The following is a 21,742-nucleotide window of genomic DNA, read 5'->3' as shown; positions in this document are numbered from 1 at the left end:
AGTCACTTGTTCAGCAGGCGCTTGATGCGCGGGGCGTCGGCCTCGCTCACCACGACGGTGCCGTCCAGGCGACGCTTGACCCGCGAGGACTTGTGCTCGAGGAGGTGGCGCTTGCCGGCCTTCTGGCGGACGATCTTGCCGCTGCCGGTCACCTTGAATCGCTTCGCGGTGCCCTTGTGAGTCTTGCTCTTCGGCATGGTTTTCCTTCATTCGGGCGAAGACCAGCGCCGTGCCGGGTTGACCGGCGCGGTACTGACTCCGCGTGAGTGGGGTGCGGGGGTGGGCTGCTTAGCTGTCCGTCGCGGACTGCTGAGCCTGCGCCCGAGTCTTCGAGCCCTTGTGCGGGGCAAGGACCATGGTCATGTTGCGTCCGTCCTGCTTCGCCGAGGTCTCGACGTAGCCGAATTCGGCGACGTCGTTGCCCAAGCGCTGCAGCAGCCGGAATCCCAGCTCGGGACGGGACTGCTCACGACCGCGGAACATGATGGTGACCTTGACCTTCGAGCCCGCTTCGAGGAACCGGACGACGTGACCCTTCTTGGTCTCGTAGTCGTGGTCGTCGATCTTCGGACGGAGCTTCTGCTCCTTGATCACGGTCATCTGCTGATTACGGCGGGACTCGCGCTTCTTCTGCGCCGCCTCGTACTTGAACTTGCCGTAGTCCATGATCTTGCACACCGGCGGCCGCGCGTCGGGCGCGACCTCAACCAGGTCCAAGTCGGCTTCGTAAGCCAGGCGAAGCGCATCTTCAACACGCACGATGCCCACCTGCTCACCACCGGGTCCGACAAGACGGACCTCGGGGACGCGGATGCGCTCGTTGATGCGGGTCTCAGTGCTGATGTGGCCTCCTCCATCGGGTTTTCACTGCCGACCACACGGGACGGAGCGAAGTAGCGAGAGGGGCGTCGAATCGAAGACACCACCGCGGACGCGGGCGACAGCATCCCTTGCGGGCTGCCGCACACCGTCATCGTCATGCGATGATGTGACCTTCGACCGCAAAACTGCTTGTCAGAGACAGCGTCGGGCGGTGGGATTACGAACATCCTCTTGCTACCCCGGCAACGCCAGGGCGGTCATGCTGTGAAAGTCTAACAGTCGTGAGCGCAGATTCCTATTCCACCGACCCGTCCGACTCGCCGGAGGCGACCGGCCCCGACCAGGTGCGCGAACTCGCCACCATTCCCTCGATCGAGGTGATCTCCCGTGCGGCCGTGATGCTGATGAGCGCGGCCGCCGAAAAGATCGGCCCGGAGGCCGGGGGCGACGAGCAGTACCGCGACCTCCCCGAGGCGCGCACCCTGATCACCGCGCTGGCCGGCCTGGTGGTGGCCGCCTCCCCCGATCTCGGCGTGCACCGCAAGCCGATCCGGGACGGTCTCAAGGCACTGCAGCTGGCCTTCCGCGAGGCCAGCGCGTTCCCGGATGCGCCGGGCGAAGGCCCCGGCGAGAAGCTGACCGGCCCCGTCCGGGGCTGATCGCCGCCGGCGTCGGCGCCGGTCAGCCCATCGACTTGCGGATCTCGTCGAGTTTCGCCTTGGCGGCCTTGTCCCGCTCGGCGAGGACGTCCTCGAGCTCGCGGCTCTCCGGCATCGCGGCGGCCAGTTCCTCGGCGCCGATCGCGACGGCCGCGCGCTTCTCGATCTTGTCGCGCACGAAGTCCAGGGTGGGCTCGCCCGACTTGGTGTAGCCGGTGACCTCCTCGTACGAGGGCGCCTGCACGCCGGGACTGAGGGCGTCGTCGAATTCGGATCCGGGGGTCGTCATGTGATCCATGCTACGGCTCCGGTCGGCCCGCCTCAGCTGGCGGATTCGGCGGCCGGCAGCAGGTCGGCCAGGAAGCCGCCGGTGTGCGAGCCCGGCGTGGCCGCGATCTGCTCCGGGGTCCCCTGCGCCACGACGGTGCCACCGCCGCTGCCGCCCTCGGGACCCATGTCGATCACCCAGTCGGCGGTCTTGATCACGTCGAGATTGTGTTCGATGACCACCACCGAGTTCCCCTTCTCCACCAGTCCGTTGATCACCACCAACAGCTTGGCGATGTCTTCGAAGTGCAGGCCGGTCGTCGGCTCGTCGAGCACGTAGACGGTGCGACCGGTGGACCTCTTCTGCAGTTCGGCGGCGAGCTTGACGCGCTGCGCCTCACCGCCGGACAGGGTCGGGGCCGGTTGGCCGAGGCGGACATAGCCCAGACCGACGTCGACCAGGGTCTTGAGATACCGGTGGATGGAGGTGACCGGCTCGAAGAACTCGGTGGCCTCCTCGATCGGCATGTCCAGCACCTCGGCGATGGTCTTGCCCTTGTAGTGGACCTCGAGGGTCTCCCGGTTGTACCGCGCGCCGTGACACACCTCGCACGGCACGTAGACGTCGGGCAGGAAGTTCATCTCGATCTTGATGGTGCCCTCGCCCATGCACGCCTCGCAGCGGCCGCCCTTGACGTTGAACGAGAAGCGTCCCGGCTGGTAGCCGCGCACCTTCGCCTCCGTGGTGGCGGCGAACAGGGTGCGGATCTTGTCGAAGACCCCGGTGTAGGTGGCCGGATTGGATCGGGGCGTGCGCCCGATCGGCGACTGGTCCACCCGCACCAGCTTGTCCAGGTGCTCGAGGCCGGTGATGCGGGTGTGATGCCCGGGCACCTGCCGCGCGCCGTTGAGTTTGTTGGCCAGCACGGTGGCGAGAATGTCGTTGACCAGGGTCGATTTACCCGACCCGGACACGCCGGTGACCGCGGTGAGGACGCCGAGCGGGAACTTGACGTCGATGCCCCGCAGGTTGTTCTCGCGGGCGCCGACCACGGTCAGCTGCCGTTTGCGGTCGACGGGCCGACGCGAGGCCGGCACCTCCAGCGATTTGCGCCCGGACAGGTAGGCGCCGGTGATCGACTCGGTGTTCGTCAGCAGCCCCGGGTAATCCCCGCTGTGCACCACCTGACCGCCGTGCTCACCGGCACGCGGACCGATGTCGACGATCCAGTCCGCCGCGCGGATGGTGTCCTCGTCGTGCTCGACGACGATCAGCGTGTTGCCGAGGTCGCGGAGCCGGACCAGGGTGTCGATCAGGCGACGGTTGTCGCGCTGATGCAGGCCGATCGACGGCTCGTCGAGCACGTACAGCACCCCGGCCAGACCCGCGCCGATCTGCGTGGCCAGGCGGATGCGCTGGGCTTCGCCGCCGGACAGCGTGCCCGCCGCTCGCGCCAGCGACAGGTACTCCAGGCCGACGTCGAGCAGGAACGTGATGCGGGCCTGCACCTCCTTGAGGACGCGGCCGGCGATCGCGGCCTCCCGTTCGCCCAGCGCCAGGCCGTCGAGGTACTCCGCGCATTCGGCCACCGACAGCGCGGTGACCTGCGCGATCGAATAGTCGCCCTGAACCGGGTTGTGCAGCGTGACCGCCAGGATCTCCGGGCGCAGGCGGGTGCCCGCGCACGCCGGACACGGCACGTCGCGCATGTAGCCCTCGTACCGATCCTTCATCTGCTCGGACTCGGTGGCGTCGGCGCGCCGTGTGAGGAAGGCCATGACGCCCTCGAACTCGGTGTAGTACGAGCGGGTCCGTCCGTAGCGGTTGCGGAACTTGACGTGTACCTGGTGCTCGGAGCCGTCCAGGAGCGCCTTGCGCGCGTTGCGCGGCAGCTTGTTCCACGGCGTGTCCAGGTCGAAGCCCATCTGCTCGCCGAGGCCGCCCATCAGGCGACCGAAATACTCGGCGTTGTGCCCGGACGACCAGGGCGCGATGGCCCCCTCGGCCAGCGTCATCTCCGGGTCCGGGACCACCAGCGTCTCGTCGACCTCCTTGCGGACGCCGAGACCGTCGCACTCCGGGCAGGCGCCGTAGGGCGAGTTGAAGGAGAAGCTGCGCGGCTCCAGGTCGTCGATCGCGATCGGATGGTTGTTGGGGCAGGCCATCTTCTCGGAGAATCGGCGCGTGCGGTCGGCGGCATCCTCGTCGCGATCGACGAAGTCGAGCACCACGATGCCGTCGGCCAGCCGCAGCGCCGTCTCCACCGAATCGGTGAGACGCTGACGCGCGGTCGCCTTGACGGCGAGGCGGTCGACGACGACGTCGATGTCGTGCTTCTCCTGCTTCTTCAGCTTGGGCGGATCGGACAGCTGATGCACGGCGCCGTCCACCCGCGCACGCGCGAAGCCCTGCGTCTGCAGCTCGGCGAACAGGTCGACGAACTCTCCCTTGCGGGTGCGCACCACCGGCGCGAGGACCTGGAATCGGGTGCCCTCCTCGAGCGCCAGCACCTGATCGACGATCTGCTGCGGCGTCTGTCGGGCGATCCGCTCCCCGCACGTGGGGCAGTGCGGGGTGCCCGCGCGGGCGTAGAGCAGGCGGAGGTAGTCGTACACCTCGGTGATGGTGCCCACCGTCGACCGCGGATTGCGGTTGGTCGACTTCTGGTCGATGGAGACCGCCGGCGACAGGCCCTCGATGAAGTCGACGTCGGGCTTGTCCATCTGCCCGAGGAATTGGCGCGCGTACGCCGACAGCGATTCGACGTAGCGCCGCTGCCCCTCGGCGAAGATGGTGTCGAAGGCGAGCGACGATTTACCCGAACCGGACAACCCGGTGAAGACGATCAGCGAGTCGCGCGGTAGATCGACGTCGATCCCGCGCAGATTGTGCTCTCGCGCACCCCGGACGATCAGCCGATCAACCACCTGGCACTCCCATTCCTGCTCGACCCGTTCCTGCTCACGCAGCCATCGGCGAAGCGAACTTCCCCAAGTGTTCAGGGTACGCGGAGGTACCGACAAGATCGGTGTCGAGCGCTGCGCTGTGAGCGGACTCCCCCGGCCGGCCTGTGACGATCGACACTAGGCTGGGGTCATGAGCATCCAGGTCAACATCTCCGACGACTACACCGGCGACACGACGCCGTCCGCCGATCATCACGACGTCCGGGCCCAGCGCCGCACCCTCGACAACGCGACCATCGTGAAGATGTCGGTGGGCCCGATGGACAACAACGTCTACGTGGTGACCGACGCGGCCACCGGCGCCGCGCTGCTGATCGACGCCGCCAACGACGCCCCCTCGATCCTGGCCCTGCTGTCGACGCTGGACGCGGATCTGCGGGAGATCGTCACCACCCACGGGCACTTCGACCACTGGCAGGCCCTGGAGGAGGTCGACCGCGTCCGGCAGGTACCGACCGCGGCAGGCGCCGCCGATGCGCCCGAACTCCCGGTGACCCCCGATCGCCTGCTCGCCGACGGCGACACCGTCACCGTCGGCGACCTGACCCTGGACGTCATCGGCCTGGTCGGGCACACCCCGGGCTCGGTCGCCCTGGCCCTGACCGAGGCGAGCGGCCGCGTCCACCTGTTCACCGGCGACTCGCTCTTCCCCGGCGGGGTGGGCAAGACCTGGCAGCCCGGCGACTTCGAGATCCTGCTCAACGACGTGGAGACCAAGCTCTTCGGCCGGTACGGCGACGACACCGTCGTCTACCCCGGCCACGGCACGGACACCGCCTTGGGCGCCGAACGTCCCGCACTGCCCGAGTGGCGCGCCCGCGGCTGGTAGTGACCTACACCGCACGCCGCGGAGATTTTGCCTACGCTCGGTACAAGGCCCAGAGCCCAGCTCGGGCCTGACCGAGACAAGTAGCTCCCAACGGAAGGTCCACCCGTGATTCTCCGCAAGATCGCCCGTCCCCTGCTCGCGTCCGCATTCGTCGCCTCCGGCGCCGAGGCCCTCCTCGCCCGACAGCCCGTCGTCACCACCGCGCAGCCGCTGGTCGACGCCGGCCGGGACGCCCTGCCCGCCGAGGTGGCGCAGGTGGTGCCTGCCAACGCGGCCACCGCGCTGCGGATCAACGGCGCCGTGCAGATCGGCGGCGGCCTCCTGCTGGCCACCGGACGCATCCCGCGGGTCGCGTCCGCGGTGCTCGCCGGCACCCTGGTCCCGGCGACCGTCTACGACGGCGCCTTCTGGACCGAGACCGACCCGCTGCGCCGCGAGGTCCGCAAGGTGTCCTTCGTCAAGAACCTCGGCCTGCTCGGCGGCGTCCTGCTGGCCAGCGCCGACACCGAGGGCAAGCCGTCGTTGGCCTGGCGCGGGCGGCGCACTGCGCACGAGGCCAAGATCGCGATGGCCGCGGCGCTCCCGGGCAGCACGGACGCCCACGAGCTCGGTGACCGTGCCGCCGAGTGGGCCGACCGTGCCGCGGAGTGGGCCGACGTCGGTCGCGGACGCGCCGAGATCCTGGCGGTCAAGGCGGCCGAGCGCGCACCCCTGGTCGCCGAGCAGGCTCGGCACCGGGCCGAGGAGATCGCCCTCATGGTCGGCGATCGGGCACCCGTGGTGGCCGACGAGATCCGCCACCGGGCGGAGGATCAGGTGCGGGGCATTCGGCGCCGCCTGCGCAGGTAGCGGTCGCGAACCTGGGCCGATGCCGGGGGCTGCGCGCGTGCGTACACTGGTGCGACTGTGACCCCCGATCCCCGCCTGGCTGAAGAACAGGTACATCTCGACGCCGTGTACGCGCGGCTGGACCGCATGCGGGCGACCGCGAACCGTCGGCTTTCCGAGACCCTTCTCGAGTCGGCGGGGACGCCGCAGGCGCTGTCCGAACGCGAATCGTACGAGCGGCATTACACCCAGATGCTGACCCGCATCGACGCCGCCGAGCACAACCTCTACTTCGGCCGACTCGACCTGACCGAGCCGGACGAGACGGGCAGCTCCCTCGCCCGGATCGGCCGGATGGGCATCCTCGACGACGACCAGGTGACCACGCTGCTGCTGGACTGGCGCGCGCCGCTGTCGCGGCCGTTCTACCTGGCCACTCCGGCCTCGCCGGAGGGCGTTCAACGTCGGCGCCACCTGCGCACGCGCACGCGCGCGGTGCGCAGCGTCTCCGACGAGTACCTGCTCTCCGGCGAGGTCGACAGCGGCGACGGACACGACGCGAGCGTCGTCAACGAGATCGCCCTGGTGGCCGCGCTCAACGCCGCGCGCACCGGTGAGATGACCGACATCGTCGAGACCATCCAGCGCGAGCAGGATGAGATCATCCGCAACCCGCACCGCGGGGTGATGGTGGTCCAGGGCGGTCCCGGCACGGGGAAGACCGCGGTGGCGCTGCACCGCGCCGCGTACCTGCTGTACACCCACCGCGACGTGCTCTCCCGCAGCGGTGTCCTCATCATCGGGCCCAACGAGACGTTCCTGGACTACATCGCCCAGGTGTTGCCCTCCCTCGGTGAGACCGGCGTGCTGCTGTCCACCGTCGGGAATCTGTTCCCCGGCATCCGCGCCCGGGCGATCGACTCGCGTCGTGCCGCGGAACTGAAGGGCGACGCCGACCGCATCCTGGGGGTGCTGCGCGCCGCGGTCCGTGCTCGGCAGGCGCTGCCGCCGGCCGGGCTGACGGTGGATTTCGACGGCTACCGTCTGCCCGTCGACTCGGCCGTGATCAAGGCCGCCCGCGCGGCCGCCCGCTCCACGCGGCGTCCGCACAATCTGGCGCAACGCACCTTCCTGCGGACCGCGTTCGACGAGTTGGCCGTCGTCCACGCCCGCAGACTCGGCTCGTCCACCCTGGACGGTTCCCAGCTGCTCACGGCCGCCGATCTCGACGACATCCGCGCCGAGTTGGAGAGCGACGACGCGGTGGTGCGGACCGTCCTGCAGTTCTGGCCCACCCTCAACCCGCAGGACCTGCTTCGAGACCTGTACTCCGACAGTCGATTTCGCCGCGGTGCCACCCGCGGCTGGAGCGAGGAGGATCGCGCCGAACTGCACCGCGAGGCGGCGCCGCTGCCCGAGCACGCCGACATGTCCCCCGCCGACGTCCCGTTGCTCGACGAGCTCGCCGAGCTCATCGGCTACCGGACCGACGAGGCTCAGCGCGAGCAGAAGGCCCAGTGGCGACGCCGGATCGCCGAAGCGCAGGACGCGCTCGACATTCTCACCGGCTCGGCGCCGCAGGATCTCGAGGACGAGATGGACCCCGAGTTGCTGATGGCCTACGACCTGATCGACGCCGAGCAGTTGGCCGAGCGTCAGGAAGTGGCCGAGTACCGGACCACCGCGGAACGCGCCTATGACGACCGGAGTTGGACCTTCGGGCACGTGATCGTCGACGAGGCCCAAGAACTCTCGACGATGTCCTGGCGAATGATCATGCGCCGCATACCGAATCGTTGGATGACGATCATCGGCGACACCGCGCAGACAGGCGACCCGTCGGGCACCACGTCGTGGGAACGGATCTTCACACCGTACGTCGCCAACCGCTGGCGGCTGCGCGAGCTGACGGTGAACTATCGCACCCCGAGCGAGATCACCGAGTACGCCAATCGTCTTCTGGCCCTGATCGATCCGACGCAGACCCCGCCGAAGTCGTTGCGCAGCAACGGAATCGAACCCTACCGAATCCAGGCACCCGCGGACCGCGGTCTACGCACCGCATTGGAGGCGGCCGAGGCGGCGCAGTGGCCGGGCCTCACCGCGATCCTGGTCGCCGACACCCGGGAGGCCGAGGCGGCGGCAGCGGACCGCACCGACGGGGTGCGCGTGCTGTCGCTCCACGCCGCCAAGGGCCTCGAGTTCGACAACGTGATCGTGGTGGACCCCGACGAGCTGCTGTCGACGTCGCCGCGCGGTCTCAGCGACCTGTACGTCGCGCTCACCCGCGCCACGCAGCGGCTGGTGGTGGTGCACCACGAGGATCTCCCCGAGGTGCTCACCGACCTACCTGAGCACTGAGCCCAGCGACTACGTGGTGTGAACGATCAGCACGTCGCTGGAAGCCTTGCGCGCGACGTCGGCCGGGACCGAGCCGAGCAGGCGACCGGCGATGGAGTTCAGGCCCTTGTTGCCCACCACGAGCAGGTCCGCCTGTACGTCGCTGACCAGCTGCAACAGGGCCTCGACGGGGGCGCCCTTGACCGCGCGGGTGGTCACTTCGGTGGCCCCGGCGGCGACGGCGCGTTCCTTGGCCGCCCGCAGGATCTCCTCGGTGGGCGAGGACCCCATCACCTGGTAGGCATCGGCGCCGAGGGCATCGCCGGCGGCGCTCGCCGAGCGGCCGTCGTTGGGGAAGTAGGCGCACGCGATCACCAGCGTGGCGGAATCGCCCGCGATGGCTCCGGCACGCGCGACGGCGTGCAGCGAGGAATCGGAGCCGTCAGTTCCGACGACGACAGTTCTGTAATCGGCCATTCTTGCTTCTACCTCCGACGTCTACCCACCCGGCATCTCCGGGCGGGGTCGATGTTGTAGAACATACCCTGCGCCCCCGCGACCACGGCCTACTTGATCCCGGCCGCGTCCATTCCGCGCAACTCCTTCTTCAGGTCCGCGATCTCGTCGCGTAGGCGTCCGGCCAACTCGAACTGCAAGTCGCGGGCCGCGTTCATCATCTGATCGGTGAGTTCCTGAACCAGATCGGCCAGTTCCGCACGCGGCATGGCCGACGTGTCGCGCTGCTCGAACACGCCCGCGCTGACCGGACGGGAACCCTCGCCCTGCGCTCGGCGGCCGCGGCTGGCATTGCGTCCCGAACCGCCGATCTCCACGGTGTCCTCGGCCTCGGCGTAGACCTGATCGAGGATGTCGGCGATCTTCTTGCGCAGCGGTTGCGGGTCGACGCCCTTCTCCTTGTTGTAGGCGATCTGCTTGGCCCGGCGCCGATCGGTCTCGTCGATGGCGTTGCGCATCGAGTCGGTGATCTTGTCGGCGTACATGTGCACCTCGCCGGACACGTTGCGGGCGGCACGACCGATGGTCTGGATCAGCGAGGTGGTGCTGCGCAGGAAGCCCTCCTTATCCGCGTCGAGGATGGCGACCAGCGAGACCTCCGGCAGGTCCAGGCCCTCGCGCAGCAGGTTGATGCCGATGAGCACGTCGTACTCGCCGGACCGGAGCTGTCGCAGCAGTTCCACGCGACGGAGCGTGTCGACCTCCGAATGCAGGTAGCGGACGCGGATGCCGAGTTCGAGCAGGTAGTCGGTGAGGTCCTCGGACATCTTCTTGGTCAGGGTGGTGACCAGCACCCGTTCGTCGCGTTCGGAGCGTTCGCGGATCTCGTGGATGAGGTCGTCGATCTGCCCCTTGGTGGGTTTGACGACCACCTTCGGATCCAGCAGGCCGGTGGGTCGGATCACCTGCTCGACGAACTCGCCGCCGGACTGCCCGAGCTCGTAGGCGCCGGGGGTGGCCGACAGGTACACCGTCTGACCGGTGCGATCGACGAACTCGTCCCAAGTGAGCGGACGATTGTCCACCGCCGAGGGCAGCCGGAAACCGAACTCCACGAGGTTGCGCTTGCGCGACATGTCGCCCTCGTACATGGCTCCGATCTGCGGCACCGTCACGTGGGATTCGTCGATGACGAGCAGGAAGTCCTCCGGGAAGTAGTCGATCAGCGTGGCCGGGGCGCTGCCGGCGTCGCGGCCGTCGATGTGCCGCGAGTAGTTCTCGATGCCCGAGCAGAAGCCGACCTGGCGCATCATCTCGATGTCGTAGTTGGTGCGCATGCGGAGCCGTTGGGCCTCCAGGTGTTTGCCCTGCTCCTCGAAGACCGCGAGTCGCTGCTCGAGTTCGGCCTCGATGCCGTCGATCGCCCGGGCCATGCGTTCGGGGCCGGCCACGTAGTGGGTGGCCGGGAAGATCCGCAGGCTGTCGACCTGCCTGATCACATCACCGGTGAGCGGGTGCAGGTAGTACAGCGCCTCCACGTCGTCGCCGAAGAACTCGATGCGGATGGCGAGTTCCTCGTACGACGGAATGATCTCGACGGTGTCGCCGCGGACCCGGAAGCCGCCGCGGGTGAACGCGACGTCGTTGCGGTCGTACTGGATGTCCACGAGCAGCCGCAGCAGGGCGTCCCGGTCGATCTGCTCGCCCACCGACAGCTCCACCGACCGGTCCAGGTACGACTGCGGGGTGCCCAGACCGTAGATGCACGACACCGACGCGACCACCACCACGTCCCGGCGGGACAGCAGGTTCGAGGTGGCCGAGTGCCGCAGCCGCTCGACATCGTCGTTGATCGAGCTGTCCTTCTCGATGTAGGTGTCGGTCTGGGCGATGTACGCCTCGGGTTGGTAGTAGTCGTAGTACGAGACGAAGTACTCGACGGCGTTGTTCGGCAGCATCTCGCGCAGTTCGTTGGCCAACTGCGCCGCGAGGGTCTTGTTGGGTGCCATCACCAGGGTGGGTCGCTGCACCTTCTCGATCAGCCACGCCGTCGTCGCCGACTTGCCGGTGCCGGTGGCGCCCAGGAGCACCACGTCCCGCTCACCCGCGGCCAGGCGTCGTTCCAGCTCGGCGATGGCGGTCGGCTGGTCCCCGGCCGGCACCAGGTCGCTGACCACCTCGAGCGTGTTCCGCGAGCGCTCCACGTCTCCGATCGGCCGATACTCCGAGTGCGCGACGACCGGCTGTTCCGCTGCGAATGCCATATCTCCAGGGTAGCGGCTGGTACCGACACCGCTTCGGGTCGCGCGGGTGGCAGAATGCATCAGTGAGCCCGTCAGGGAAGGACGCATGATGAATCAGCCCCACGATGCACCCGACGCACAGGCCTGCGAGGGCTGCCCGGGGACCGACCGGCACCCGAACTTCGGTCGACGCGCCGTCCTGGCCGGCGCGGGCGCCGCGGCGGTGACGTTGACCGCGGCCGCGTGCACCACGTCCCCGCCGCCGAAGAAGCCCGAGCCCACCGTCGAACTGCCGGACGGCTCGGTGATCCTGACGACCGTCGACCAGGTCCCGGTGAACAGCGGGCTGCTGGTCGGCGACACCGAACTGGTCCTGGTGACCCAGCCGGAGGCCGGCACCTTCCGGGCGTTCTCCGCGGTGTGCCCGCATGCGGGCTGCACGGTCAACGTCAGCGGCGCCGAACTCGTCTGTCCGTGCCACGGCAGTCATTTCACGCTCGACGGCAGCCGCACCGAGGGCCCGGCGCCCAGCGGCCTGGAACCGATCGACGTCGAGGTGCGCGGCACCGACATCGTCCGGGTCTGAGCGCCTCGCCCCCGCCTCAGCCGGTGACGCCGGTCAGTTCGAGGGTGGGATCGTCGAGGGTTCGTTCGGCCAGGATCGTGCCGTCGTGCAGACTGACGGCGAGGATGCGCTTGCTGTTCGGGTCGGTCACGTAGGCGGTGGAACCGAGCACGAACAGGTCGGGCGCGGGCGCCTGCCAGTCGTCGGGCTCGGTCCACGCGCCGATCACCGGGTAGGCGGCCCGTTCCGTGCCGCTGACCGGATCGATGACGTGCAGGGCACCGTCGGTGCCCAGCAGGAGCGCCTCACCGGCGGGCCCGCGGCCCAGCGAGCGGTAGCTGTAGCTGTAGTCGATGTCGACCACCTTGATCGCCCCGGCCCCGACGGTGTCCACCAGCGCGAACTTGTCCGGACGCTCGAGTTCGGCGTCCGCGTCGGTCTTGTAGTCGGTGAGCACGATCGGTGAACGCTCGCTGCCGGCCTGGTTGCCGAGGCGGGCGTACCGTTCGGCGGCCGACACCTTGACGATGTCGTCACCGCGCACCACCAGCGCACCGTCGGTGCAGCCGAAGGTCAGTGCGCCGTCGGCGGCCGCGGCCTCGCCGTGCAGCCCCGGGCAGTCCCCGTTCCGGGCGATCTCAGCACCGTCGGCACCGAGGATCGCCAGCGCCCCGGCCTTCTCGCCGCGCGGCTGCGACACGACCGTCGAACCGTCGGCTCGGGCCACGGCGACGCCGTGGTGCGCGGGCACGCGCAGCTCCCGCACCAGCGCGTCGGGTGCGCCGATCCGCGCCGTGTCCAGGATGCGGATCTCCCCCGTCCCATCGGTGAACAGGGTCGTCCGGTCCTCGTGCACCACCACGTGGCCGGGCTTGGCGCCGGCGTAGGTCCGACCGGTCCGCGTCGGCTCGGCGGTGTAGTAGTGCGCGTGGCCGTCGTGCGGTTCGCGCCAGGTCCCGAGGTCGACGAGCTCGAAGCCGGTCGACGTGGAGACGAAGACGTGCCGCCCGTCGCCGGCCGGATTCGCTCGGATGAAGCCGTCGTAGTCGAAGTCGGCGACGGTGGCCAGATCGCTGCCGTCGAGCACGGTGAGACCGCCGTCGTGGGTCAACACCAGGCGGGGCTGGGCACTGGACTGCTCGACCGGGGCGGACGGACCCGTGCCGGGCGCGGCGGTGCCGCCGTCGCCCGCGGAGCACGCGGTCACGCCGAGCAGGGCCGCCCCGAGCAGGGTCGTGCCGAGCCGAGTCGCCGCCGACGACGACAGGAACATGAGGTTGGGAGAGGTACGCATGGCGACAGTGAATCGCTTAATGATAATTATTGTCAATAACGCATACATGCATGCGTCATCGGGCCGATTTCCGTCGGTGCCCCGACGTAGTGTGGGGGCATGACCGGCACCCCCATCCCCCACGTCACCGCCGTCACCCTCGGTGTGCGCGACGTCGACACCTCGGAGCGCTTCTACACCGAGGGCCTGGGTTTTCGTCCCGTGGACCGCGTGGCCGACGAGATCGCCTTCGTCCAGGCCGGACACGGCCTGCTGCTGGCCCTGTGGAACGTCGCGAGCATGCCGAGCGAGTACGGCGACGTCGGCCACGGCCCGCTGGCGCCGCCGATGTCGTTGGGCCACAACGTCACCGACGCCGACCATGTGGAACGGCTCTATCGGCGGGCGCTCGATGCCGGCGCGACCTCGATCGGTGCACCTCGCCGCCAGGACTGGGGCGGGGTGAGCGCCTGCGTCGCCGATCCGGACGGCTTCCGGTGGGACTTCGTCTTCAATCCGTCCTTCACCGTCGACGCCGACGGCCGCATCCAGGGGGTATGACCGTCCACCCGCCCAAGCGCGAGGTCTTCGACGTTCCGGCGATGACCAACACCGACAACAAGGGTTTCGTGCGACCGGTCGAGGAGTATCGCGAGACGCCCTACGGCCTGTACATGTCCCGCAGCGCCGACCATCCGCGATTCCATCACCTGGAGAGTTGGCTGCTGCCGTCGCTGGGCTTGCGCGCCAACATCTTTCACTTCACCGACGGCTATCGCTCCGACCAACGGCTCTACCTCGACGTGGGCCGCTTCCACGGCCCCGACTCCCGGGGCCGCTGGCACGCCGTCGACTGGTATCTGGATCTGGTCGACGTCCCGGGCTCCGACTTGGCGCTGATCGACGTCGACGAGGTCTTCGCCGCCCATGCCGCGGGCCTGCTGACCACCGCCGAGGCCACCGAAGCCACCGAGGTCGCGGTCACCGCACTCACGGGAGCGGCCGCCGCCGGCGACATCCAGACGTGGCTGGATGCGCAGGTCGGCGGCCGACTCGACTGGCGCAGCGGTCCCTGAACCGCTTACGCGGGCTGCAGCTCCTCGGCGTCGTCGCCCGGCAGCGCGACGGGCTGGGAAGCACTGACGTCGGTATCCTTGGTCTCGGTCATCAGGTAGGTGCAGAGCACACTGACCGAGGACAGCGCCGCGAGCATGATGCCCACCCAGATCGCGCCGGGGCCGGCGATCAGCGGCACCGCGATCAGCGGCGGGATGGCGCCGCCGAAGATGCCCGCCAGGTTGTAGCCCATACCGGCGCCGGTGTAGCGGTAGCGGGCCTGGAACAGCTCCGGAAGCAGCGCGCCGGCCGGACCGTAGGCGATACCGAAGATGAGCAGGGTGCCGATCAGGCCGACGATGAAGGCGAGCTCGCCGCCGACGTTCAGGATCGGGAACAGCAGCAGCGACCACGGCACCGCCACGATCACCGACACCATGATGACCCGGCGCCGGCCGAAGCGGTCGGAGTACACGGCCGAGGCCGCGGTGGACAGGCCGAAGAAGACGGCCGCGATCATGCCCGAAGTCAGCACGAAGTTCCGGGACAGACCCATGTGGTCGGGGTTGGTGGCGTAGCTGGTGAGGAACGCGGTGCCCATGTAGAACAGCGAGAACAAGCTGGCCAGCGCGCCGCCGGCGATGACGATCTCCTTCCACTGGAACTTGACCGCGTCGAGGAACGGCAGGCGGGTGACCGCCTGAACCGGCGCCTTGGCGCGCTGCGCCTGGGCCTGCTGGAAGACCGGGGTCTCGGCGACGGCCAGGCGGACCCACAGGCCCACCAGTACCAGCACCATGGACAGGATGAACGGGATACGCCATCCGTAGTCGAGGAAAGCGTCGCTGGCGGTGCCCACGGTGAGACTGGCCACCAGGAAGGTCAGGCTGGACAGGAAGAAGGCGAAGGCCGGACCCAGCTGCGGGAACATCGCGTACAGCCCGCGCTTGCCGGCCGGTGCGTATTCCGACGTCAGCAACGTGGCGCCGGCCCATTCACCGCCCACCGCGAAGCCCTGCAGGAAGCGCAGGACCACCAGTGCCGTGGGCGCCCAGATCCCGATCCCGTCGGAGAACATGCCGAAGGCGCCGGTCTGGTAGCCGGGCAGCAGGCCGATGGCCATGGTGGCCAGACCCATGATCAGCAGCGTCCACACCAGCGTGCGCTTGCGGCCGATGACGTCACCGAAGTGCCCGAAGATGATCGCGCCGACCGGCCGCGCGAAGAACGCGACGGCGAAGGTGGCGAACGACGCGAGCGTGCCGGCGGTGCCGTTGGCCTCCGGGAAGAACACCGTCGGGAAGACGAGTGCGGCCGCGGTGCCGTAGATGAAGAAGTCGTAGAACTCGATGGTGGTACCGATGGAGCTGGCCGCAGCCACCCTTTTCATACTGGTACCCGTTGCCGTCGGGGCCGTTGTCACGGAAATCCTCGCTCCTCTCGTGTCGTCGACCTCACAGTCGACGATCTGCGTAATCTCGCTCACAGTAAGGCGAGGCCGCGGAGAGGCAACACCCCCCGAAGGGGGGTCGGTTAATGAAAACTAACCGAGAATTCTCGGGTGTCAGCCCGGCAGCACACCGGCGCGGCGGGCCAGGACCACTGCTTCCAGCCGCGTGCGGGCATCGAGCTTGCCCATGGCCGCCTTCATGTAGCCCTTGACGGTCTCGGCGGTGACGCCCAGCTCCCCGGCGATGCGCACATTGGAATAGCCCAGCGCCGCCAGCGCCAGCACGTCCTGCTCCCGCGGCGTCAGCGTCACCGACATCGGGCCGCGCAGGCCCGGATCGTCGAGAAGACACTCGGTGATGCGGGCGATCTCCTCGGCCAGCACCGCATCGTCGACGCTGCGCGCCAGCAGCCGCAGCCGGGTGTAGGCCTGCGACATCCGATCGCGCAGCATGTCCACGTCCGGGGCCACCCCCGCGTCCGCCTCGATGAGGGCGCGCGAGACCGCGACCTGCTGCTCCAGGGCCCGCGCCTCGGTCACGAGGGTGTCGAAGAGACGCCCGCCCACCGGGTTCGCGCAGTGCAGACCGCCGTAGAGCACGGCCACCACCCGCCCGTCGACGATCGCCGGCACGGCGGCGACGGCACGCAGGCCCTCCGCGGAGATGGCGGGGTTGTAACGGTGGGTGATGTGCGGGGTCTTGAGGTAATCGTCCACCGCCAGCGGACGATTGAGCCGCAAGACCTTGCCGCCGAGCCCGTGCCCGGCCTCCACCGACAGCCCGTCGAGGACCCCGCTGGTCCGGCCGACGAAGTGCGCGAGGGTCACGCTCGAACCGTCACGCACCACCCCGGCGAAGGCCAGCGAGACGCCGCTGGTGCGACGCACCCGCTGCAGCGCCTCGGTGATCGGCCCCGCCAGTGATTTCTCCACCACCGCACCCACCACCTCTCGCACGAATCACACCCCGACCAGTGGTCGGGGTGTGATTCATCTTACCGGGAAGGATTTCCGGCGGCTGCCGTCACAGACCCGGCGCGACTAGCGGCGGATCGGGAGCGACGGGCGGTCGTGCCCGGTGGTCAGGCGTTCTCCAGCGCCGCCTCGCGCTCGGCGACCAGGTTCAGCGCGATGTCGACGATCATGTCCTCCTGACCGCCGACCAGACGACGCTCACCGCAGACGGTGAGGATGTCGCGCACGTCGAGGTCGTAGCGCGCGGCCGCGGTCTCCGCGTGCCGCAGGAACGACGAGTAGACACCGGCGTAGCCGAGGGTCAGGGTCTCCCGGTCCACCCGCACCGGGCGGTCCTGCAGCGGACGCACGATGTCGTCGGCCGCATCCTGCAGCTTGTTCAGGTCGCAGCGGTGCTCGAAGCCGAGCAGGTTGGCGACCGCGATGAACGGCTCGATCGGGCAGTTGCCCGCACCGGCGCCGTGTCCGGCCAGGGACGCGTCCACGCGGTAGACGCCGTTCTGGACGGCGACCACCGAGTTGGCCACCGACAGCGACAGATTCTCGTGCGCGTGGATGCCGATCTCGGTCTTCTCGTCGAGCACGTCGCGGTAGGCCTTGACCCGAGCCTCGACGTCGCCCATGGTCAGGCGCCCGCCGGAGTCGGTGATGTACACGCAGTCGGCACCGTAGGACTCCATCATCTTGGCCTGCTGGGCCAGCGAGGCGGGGTCGCTCATGTGCGAGAGCATGAGGAAGCCGGAGACGTCCATGCCGATCTCCTTGGCGGCACCGATGTGCTGCGCGGAGACGTCGGCCTCGGTGCAGTGGGTGGCCACGCGCACCGACCGCACACCCAGGTCGTAGGCGCGCTTGAGTTCGGTCACGGTGCCCACGCCGGGCAGCATGAGGGTGGTCAGCCGCGCGTTCTTCAGCACGTCGGCGGCCGCTTCGATCCACTCCCAGTCGGTGTGTGAGCCGGGGCCGTAGTTGACCGAGCCGCCGGAGATGCCGTCGCCGTGGGCCACCTCGATGGCGTCCACACCGGCCTCGTCGAGCGCGGACACGATGCGCTGGACGTTCTCGGTGGAGATCTGGTGGCGGATGGCGTGCATGCCGTCGCGCAGGGTCACGTCCTGCACGAAGATCGCCGGGCCGGTCGTGTTCTGCTGCGCGGTCATGCGATGTCCCCTTCGTTGGCGGCACGCGCCGCGATCCGCTCGGCGACCTGCAGGCCGGCCGAGGTCATGATGTCCAGATTGCCCGCGTAGGCGGGCAGGTAATGGGCGGCGCCTTCCACTTCCAGGAAGACCGACACCTGATGCGTCGGGCGGGACTCGTCGTCACCGGCCAGCAGGGTCTCCACCGGGCTCGACTCGGGAATCTCGGTGATCTGCACCTTCTGCTTGAGCCGGTAGCCGGGCACGTAGGCGGCCACGTCGTCGACCATCTTCTCCACCGACAGGCGGATCTGCTCCTGGGTGTCCTCGTCGGGCGCCTCGACCAGCGTGTAGACGGTGTCGCGCATCATCAGCGGCGGCTCGGCCGGATTCAGGATGATCACGGCCTTGCCACGCCGGGCGCCGCCGACCTGCTCGATGGCACCGGAGGTGGTCTCGGTGAACTCGTCGATGTTGGCGCGCGTACCCGGCCCCGCCGACTTGGACGAGATGGAGGCGACGATCTCGGCGTAGGCCACCGGGGTGACCCGCGAGACGGCGGCGACCACCGGGATGGTGGCCTGACCACCGCAGGTCACCATGTTCACGTTGGGCGCGTCCAGGTGATCGTCGAGGTTCACCGACGGCACCACGAACGGTCCGATGGCGGCGGGCGTCAGGTCGATCATCCGCTTGCCCAGGGGCTGCAGGATCGACGCGTTGTACTCGTGCGCCTTCGCCGAGGTCGCATCGAAGACGATGTCGATCTCGTCGAAGTTCGGGAGCTTCACCAGGCCTTCGACGCCCTCGTGGGTGGTCGGAATGCCCAGGCGCTGCGCGCGGGCCAGCCCGTCCGAGTCCAGGTCGATACCGACCATGGCACCCATCTCCAGGTGCTTGGCGTTGCGAATCACCTTGAACATCAGGTCGGTGCCGATATTGCCCGATCCGATGATCGCGACCTTGGTCTTCTTACTCATGGGGGTTTCCTTCACTGAATCGGGCGTTGACGGTTCCGAGGCCGCTGATCTCGACGGTCACCTGGTCGCCGGCGGCCAGCGGCCGCATGGGACCGAGGGCGCCGGACAGGATCACCTGGCCGGCGCGCAGCGGTTCGCCGAAGTCGCGCGCGGCGCGGGCGAGCCAGGCGACGGCGTTGAGCGGATCGCCGAGGCAGGCGGCACCGTTGCCGGTGGACACCTCCTCGCCGTTGATGAGCATCCGCATGCCCACCTCGACGGGGGCGAACTCGTCGAGGGTCTTGCGATCGGTGCCGAGCACGTAGACGCCCGACGAGGCGTTGTCGGCGACGGTGTCGGCGAAGGCGATGTCCCAGCCCTCGATCCGGCTGTCGCAGATCTCGATGGCGGCCACGCCGTAGTCGATGGCCGCCCGGATCTGCTCGGTGTCCAGCGGCCCCTCGGCCAGGTCGGCCTTGAGCACGAAGGCCACCTCGGCCTCGGCCTTGGGCTGCAGCAGGCGGTCGATGGGGACCTCCTGGCCGTCGGTGTAGGCCATGTCGTCGAAGAGGACGCCGAAGTCGGGCTGATCGACGCCCATCTGCTCCTGCACGGCCGCGCTGGTGAGGCCGATCTTGCGGCCGATGATGGCGGCGCCGGCCGCCACCCGGCCCGCGGTGAGGCGTTCCTGGACGCGGTAGGCGGCGGGCAGGTCGGTGGGGCCGATGTACTCGCGGACCGGCGCACAGGCCGTGCGCGTCTGCAGCGCGGTCAGCAGTCGGGCCGCCGCCTGCGCCTCGGCGGCTTCGTTCTCGACAGATGTGGTCATGTCTCGATGATCACCCTCGGCCACACGACCCGAAAGCAAAGCGTCTCGCTCAGCGATACGCTGACCTCATGAGTAGTTCGGTTCTCGACAAGGTGATGACGATCCTGCACGCCTTCGAGGTGGACGACCACGATCTGACCCTCGCCGAACTGGTGCGCCGCACCGGTCTACATAAGGCCACCGCCCACCGCCTCTGCGGCGAGATGGTGCAGGCACACCTGCTGGACCGTACCCCCGGCGGCTACCGGCTCTCCGGCGGTCTCTTCGAGCTCGGCATGCGCGCCTCGGTGGAGCGCGGCCTGCTGGAGATCGCGATGCCCTTCCTGCAGGACCTGTACGAGCGGACCCGCGAGACGGTGCACCTGGGCGTCCTCGACGGGCACGAGGTGATGTACGTGGCGAAGATCGGCGGCCACCGTCAGGCGAGCGCCCCGTCGCGCACAGGCGGACGAATGCCGTTGCACTGCACCGGAATCGGGAAGGCACTGCTGGCCCACACCGACCCGGAGACCCGCCGCGAGGTGCTGAGCGCCCCGCTGGTGCGCCGCACGCCGCGGACGATCATCGCGCCCGGACTGCTGAGCCAGCAGCTCGACGCCGCGCGCGAGAGCGGCGTGACCTTCGAGTACGAGGAGTCCGCACCCGGTATCGCGTGCGTGGCCGCCCCGATCCTGGATGTGGGCGACAACTCGCTCATCGCCGCGATCAGCGCGACCGGGCCGGTGCACCGCTATCGGCCCGAACAGCACGTCGCCGCGGTGCGCGCGGCGGCCGGCGGGATCGCCGCCACGCTGCATCGGCGGCGCGCCCTGCAGCACTGACCGGCCAGACGGCGACGCGTCGGGCCTGTCACACTGGACAGCGTGATTCGAGTGGGACTGACCGGCGGTATCGGCGCCGGCAAATCGACCGTGGCCAAGACCTTCATCGAGCGGGGCGCCTATCACGTCGACGCCGACCGCATCGCCCGCGAAGTGGTGGAGCCGGGCACCCCCGGGCTCGCCGCCCTCGTCGAGGCGTTCGGCCCGGAGATTCTGGCGGCCGACGGATCCCTGGACCGGCCGGCCCTCGCCGCGCGAGCCTTCGCCGACCCCGAGGGCATTCAGACGCTCAACGGCATCACCCATCCGCTGATCGGCGCCCGCACCCAGGAGCTCAACGAGGCCGCGCCCGCCGACGCGGTGATCCTGCACGACGTCCCGCTGCTGGTGGAGGGCCACATGGCGCCGTTCTACGACGCCGTCATCGTGGTGCACACCGATGCCGACGTGCGGTTGGATCGGCTGGTGAATCTGCGGGGCATGGACGCCGCGGATGCGCGGGCCCGCATCGAGGCGCAAGCCACCGATGAGCAGCGCCGCGCGGTGGCCGACATCTGGCTGGACAACTCGGGCAGTCCCGACGAACTCGCCGCCCAGGCCCGGCGCGTGTGGACCGACCGCCTGATCCCGTTGCGCGACAATCAGCTCGCCGGCGTGCCCGCCGAGTTGCCGACCGAACCGGTCCCTGCCGACCCGCAGTGGCCCGCCGTGGGCACCCGCGTGGTGAACCGGCTCTGGGCGCTGCTGGGCGGCACCGCCACTGCGATCGAGCACGTCGGCCCCACCTCTGACCCGACCGTGCCCGCCGCGGTCGGAGTGATCGACGCCCGGGTCACCGTGGCCGACGCGGCCGCCGCCGACCGGGCCGCCGAGCTGCTCTCCGCGGGCGGCTTCCCGCCGCTGCCCGGCGCCGAGCCGCGCGTGCACGCCACCGTCGATCCCGGCCGCCCGGCACGGGTGCGGATCGTCGTCGCCGACTGACCGCCCCCCACCCCGGGGTGCCGTGTCGCGACCCGTGCCTCGCGTCGCCGAGGCTGCACGCGCTTTGCCACCCTGTTGGTGAGACTTCTGGGTGGCTGCGTGTGGGGAGGGAGTGACGATGATTTTTAGTGTTCGTACCGAGAAGGAGCGTGCGGAGGAGATCGCGGCGCTGAAGTCGCGGATCGGTACGGCCCCGTTGGGTGGGCGGTCGTTTGATCTGGAGTTCCGGGCTCGGTTTCTGCAGTTGTGGGATTTGTGTGTGGAGCGGGGCGACAAGACTCGG

21 protein-coding genes are annotated in these 21,742 nt (G+C 69.2%); 9 read left to right on the top strand and 12 right to left on the bottom strand.

Annotated features, from left to right (window positions below; translation table 11 throughout):
* Positions 1-2: 2 nt before the first annotated feature.
* Complete coding sequence (gene rpmI, locus ACFFJD_RS17245) at positions 3-197, bottom strand: 50S ribosomal protein L35 (RefSeq protein ID WP_246996383.1); 195 nt, start codon at positions 195-197, stop codon at positions 3-5.
* Between the two features lie 91 nt (positions 198-288).
* Positions 289-843, bottom strand: a complete 555-nt coding sequence (gene infC / locus ACFFJD_RS17240) for a translation initiation factor IF-3 (protein ID WP_382366457.1) — start codon at positions 841-843, stop codon at positions 289-291.
* A 260-nt stretch (positions 844-1,103) separates the two neighbouring features.
* Here infC and ACFFJD_RS17235 point away from each other — a divergent pair, with 260 nt between their 5' ends.
* Positions 1,104-1,481, top strand: a complete 378-nt coding sequence (locus tag ACFFJD_RS17235) for a DUF1844 domain-containing protein (RefSeq protein WP_382366416.1) — start codon at positions 1,104-1,106, stop codon at positions 1,479-1,481.
* 22 nt (positions 1,482-1,503) lie between these two features.
* Here ACFFJD_RS17235 and ACFFJD_RS17230 read toward each other — a convergent pair whose 3' ends face one another.
* Both ACFFJD_RS17230 and uvrA read right to left on the bottom strand, forming a co-directional pair.
* Positions 1,504-1,770: a hypothetical protein gene (locus ACFFJD_RS17230; protein WP_382366414.1), complete on the bottom strand. Its 267-nt coding sequence runs from the start codon at positions 1,768-1,770 to the stop codon at positions 1,504-1,506.
* A gap of 32 nt (positions 1,771-1,802) precedes the next feature.
* The gene (uvrA, locus tag ACFFJD_RS17225) at positions 1,803-4,676 is read right to left on the bottom strand and encodes an excinuclease ABC subunit UvrA (protein ID WP_382366412.1); all 2,874 of its coding nucleotides are present in this window, start codon (positions 4,674-4,676) and stop codon (positions 1,803-1,805) included.
* Positions 4,677-4,845: 169 nt separating this feature from the next.
* On the opposite strand from uvrA, the gene ACFFJD_RS17220 reads away from it, so the two are divergent.
* The 3 genes from ACFFJD_RS17220 (at position 4,846) to ACFFJD_RS17210 (ending at position 8,733) form a co-directional block, all read left to right on the top strand.
* On the top strand, positions 4,846-5,544 hold the full coding sequence (locus ACFFJD_RS17220) for an MBL fold metallo-hydrolase (protein ID WP_382366410.1): 699 nt from the start codon (positions 4,846-4,848) through the stop codon (positions 5,542-5,544).
* A gap of 105 nt (positions 5,545-5,649) precedes the next feature.
* Complete coding sequence (locus ACFFJD_RS17215; protein ID WP_382366408.1) at positions 5,650-6,393, top strand: DoxX family protein; 744 nt, start codon at positions 5,650-5,652, stop codon at positions 6,391-6,393.
* A 57-nt stretch (positions 6,394-6,450) separates the two neighbouring features.
* Positions 6,451-8,733 carry a HelD family protein gene (locus ACFFJD_RS17210; protein ID WP_382366406.1) on the top strand — a complete coding sequence of 761 codons (2,283 nt, stop codon included), beginning with the start codon at positions 6,451-6,453 and terminating at the stop codon, positions 8,731-8,733.
* A gap of 9 nt (positions 8,734-8,742) precedes the next feature.
* Here ACFFJD_RS17210 and ACFFJD_RS17205 read toward each other — a convergent pair whose 3' ends face one another.
* Both ACFFJD_RS17205 and uvrB read right to left on the bottom strand, forming a co-directional pair.
* Positions 8,743-9,189, bottom strand: coding sequence for a universal stress protein (locus tag ACFFJD_RS17205; protein WP_382366404.1), 447 nt, complete (start codon positions 9,187-9,189; stop codon positions 8,743-8,745).
* Between the two features lie 89 nt (positions 9,190-9,278).
* The gene (uvrB, locus tag ACFFJD_RS17200; protein WP_382366402.1) at positions 9,279-11,432 is read right to left on the bottom strand and encodes an excinuclease ABC subunit UvrB; all 2,154 of its coding nucleotides are present in this window, start codon (positions 11,430-11,432) and stop codon (positions 9,279-9,281) included.
* Between the two features lie 85 nt (positions 11,433-11,517).
* On the opposite strand from uvrB, the gene ACFFJD_RS17195 reads away from it, so the two are divergent.
* Complete coding sequence (locus tag ACFFJD_RS17195; protein ID WP_382366400.1) at positions 11,518-11,997, top strand: QcrA and Rieske domain-containing protein; 480 nt, start codon at positions 11,518-11,520, stop codon at positions 11,995-11,997.
* Between the two features lie 16 nt (positions 11,998-12,013).
* Here ACFFJD_RS17195 and ACFFJD_RS17190 read toward each other — a convergent pair whose 3' ends face one another.
* Complete coding sequence (locus tag ACFFJD_RS17190) at positions 12,014-13,270, bottom strand: hypothetical protein (RefSeq protein ID WP_382366398.1); 1,257 nt, start codon at positions 13,268-13,270, stop codon at positions 12,014-12,016.
* 99 nt (positions 13,271-13,369) lie between these two features.
* Here ACFFJD_RS17190 and ACFFJD_RS17185 point away from each other — a divergent pair, with 99 nt between their 5' ends.
* Positions 13,370-13,810: a VOC family protein gene (locus tag ACFFJD_RS17185; protein ID WP_382366396.1), complete on the top strand. Its 441-nt coding sequence runs from the start codon at positions 13,370-13,372 to the stop codon at positions 13,808-13,810.
* Positions 13,807-14,325 carry a ribonuclease FAU-1 family protein gene (locus ACFFJD_RS17180; RefSeq protein ID WP_382366394.1) on the top strand — a complete coding sequence of 173 codons (519 nt, stop codon included), beginning with the start codon at positions 13,807-13,809 and terminating at the stop codon, positions 14,323-14,325. Before ACFFJD_RS17185 ends, ACFFJD_RS17180 begins: the two co-directional genes overlap by 4 nt.
* Before the next feature lie 5 nt (positions 14,326-14,330).
* Here the strand turns inward: ACFFJD_RS17180 and ACFFJD_RS17175 are convergent, their stop codons facing one another.
* From ACFFJD_RS17175 to ACFFJD_RS17155, 5 genes are all read right to left on the bottom strand, one after another.
* On the bottom strand, positions 14,331-15,695 hold the full coding sequence (locus ACFFJD_RS17175) for an MFS transporter (protein WP_382366392.1): 1,365 nt from the start codon (positions 15,693-15,695) through the stop codon (positions 14,331-14,333).
* A 174-nt stretch (positions 15,696-15,869) separates the two neighbouring features.
* Entirely contained in the window at positions 15,870-16,688 is an 819-nt protein-coding gene (locus ACFFJD_RS17170) for a LuxR C-terminal-related transcriptional regulator (protein WP_382366455.1), read from the bottom strand.
* A 149-nt stretch (positions 16,689-16,837) separates the two neighbouring features.
* Entirely contained in the window at positions 16,838-17,890 is a 1,053-nt protein-coding gene (gene dmpG, locus ACFFJD_RS17165) for a 4-hydroxy-2-oxovalerate aldolase (protein WP_382366390.1), read from the bottom strand.
* On the bottom strand, positions 17,887-18,849 hold the full coding sequence (locus ACFFJD_RS17160; RefSeq protein ID WP_382366388.1) for an acetaldehyde dehydrogenase (acetylating): 963 nt from the start codon (positions 18,847-18,849) through the stop codon (positions 17,887-17,889). Before ACFFJD_RS17160 ends, dmpG begins: the two co-directional genes overlap by 4 nt.
* Positions 18,842-19,657 (bottom strand): 2-keto-4-pentenoate hydratase, encoded by an 816-nt coding sequence (locus ACFFJD_RS17155; RefSeq protein ID WP_382366386.1) that lies wholly within the window; start codon positions 19,655-19,657, stop codon positions 18,842-18,844. Before ACFFJD_RS17155 ends, ACFFJD_RS17160 begins: the two co-directional genes overlap by 8 nt.
* 68 nt (positions 19,658-19,725) lie before the next feature.
* On the opposite strand from ACFFJD_RS17155, the gene ACFFJD_RS17150 reads away from it, so the two are divergent.
* Together ACFFJD_RS17150 and coaE are read left to right on the top strand one after the other, a co-directional pair.
* Positions 19,726-20,478 carry an IclR family transcriptional regulator gene (locus ACFFJD_RS17150; RefSeq protein WP_382366384.1) on the top strand — a complete coding sequence of 251 codons (753 nt, stop codon included), beginning with the start codon at positions 19,726-19,728 and terminating at the stop codon, positions 20,476-20,478.
* A 42-nt stretch (positions 20,479-20,520) separates the two neighbouring features.
* Positions 20,521-21,459 (top strand): dephospho-CoA kinase, encoded by a 939-nt coding sequence (gene coaE / locus ACFFJD_RS17145; protein ID WP_382366382.1) that lies wholly within the window; start codon positions 20,521-20,523, stop codon positions 21,457-21,459.
* Positions 21,460-21,742: the final 283 nt, after the last annotated feature.

Origin of the sequence: Gordonia phosphorivorans, from assembly GCF_042432625.1 — a bacterium.
Taxonomy (GTDB): domain Bacteria; phylum Actinomycetota; class Actinomycetes; order Mycobacteriales; family Mycobacteriaceae; genus Gordonia; species Gordonia phosphorivorans.
This window is presented reverse-complemented; position numbering and strand designations above follow the sequence as displayed.

Coding starts and splice junctions, on each gene's coding strand:
- ACFFJD_RS17205 (WP_382366404.1), bottom strand. CDS start 9,189: ATGGCCGATTACAGAACTGTCGTCGTCGGAACTGACGGCTCCGATTCC.
- uvrB (WP_382366402.1), bottom strand. CDS start 11,432: ATGGCATTCGCAGCGGAACAGCCGGTCGTCGCGCACTCGGAGTATCGG.
- ACFFJD_RS17160 (WP_382366388.1), bottom strand. CDS start 18,849: ATGAGTAAGAAGACCAAGGTCGCGATCATCGGATCGGGCAATATCGGC.
- dmpG (WP_382366390.1), bottom strand. CDS start 17,890: ATGACCGCGCAGCAGAACACGACCGGCCCGGCGATCTTCGTGCAGGAC.
- ACFFJD_RS17150 (WP_382366384.1), top strand. CDS start 19,726: ATGAGTAGTTCGGTTCTCGACAAGGTGATGACGATCCTGCACGCCTTC.
- ACFFJD_RS17155 (WP_382366386.1), bottom strand. CDS start 19,657: ATGACCACATCTGTCGAGAACGAAGCCGCCGAGGCGCAGGCGGCGGCC.
- ACFFJD_RS17195 (WP_382366400.1), top strand. CDS start 11,518: ATGATGAATCAGCCCCACGATGCACCCGACGCACAGGCCTGCGAGGGC.
- ACFFJD_RS17190 (WP_382366398.1), bottom strand. CDS start 13,270: ATGCGTACCTCTCCCAACCTCATGTTCCTGTCGTCGTCGGCGGCGACT.
- ACFFJD_RS17220 (WP_382366410.1), top strand. CDS start 4,846: ATGAGCATCCAGGTCAACATCTCCGACGACTACACCGGCGACACGACG.
- ACFFJD_RS17175 (WP_382366392.1), bottom strand. CDS start 15,695: ATGAAAAGGGTGGCTGCGGCCAGCTCCATCGGTACCACCATCGAGTTC.
- ACFFJD_RS17230 (WP_382366414.1), bottom strand. CDS start 1,770: ATGACGACCCCCGGATCCGAATTCGACGACGCCCTCAGTCCCGGCGTG.
- ACFFJD_RS17180 (WP_382366394.1), top strand. CDS start 13,807: ATGACCGTCCACCCGCCCAAGCGCGAGGTCTTCGACGTTCCGGCGATG.
- rpmI (WP_246996383.1), bottom strand. CDS start 197: ATGCCGAAGAGCAAGACTCACAAGGGCACCGCGAAGCGATTCAAGGTG.
- ACFFJD_RS17185 (WP_382366396.1), top strand. CDS start 13,370: ATGACCGGCACCCCCATCCCCCACGTCACCGCCGTCACCCTCGGTGTG.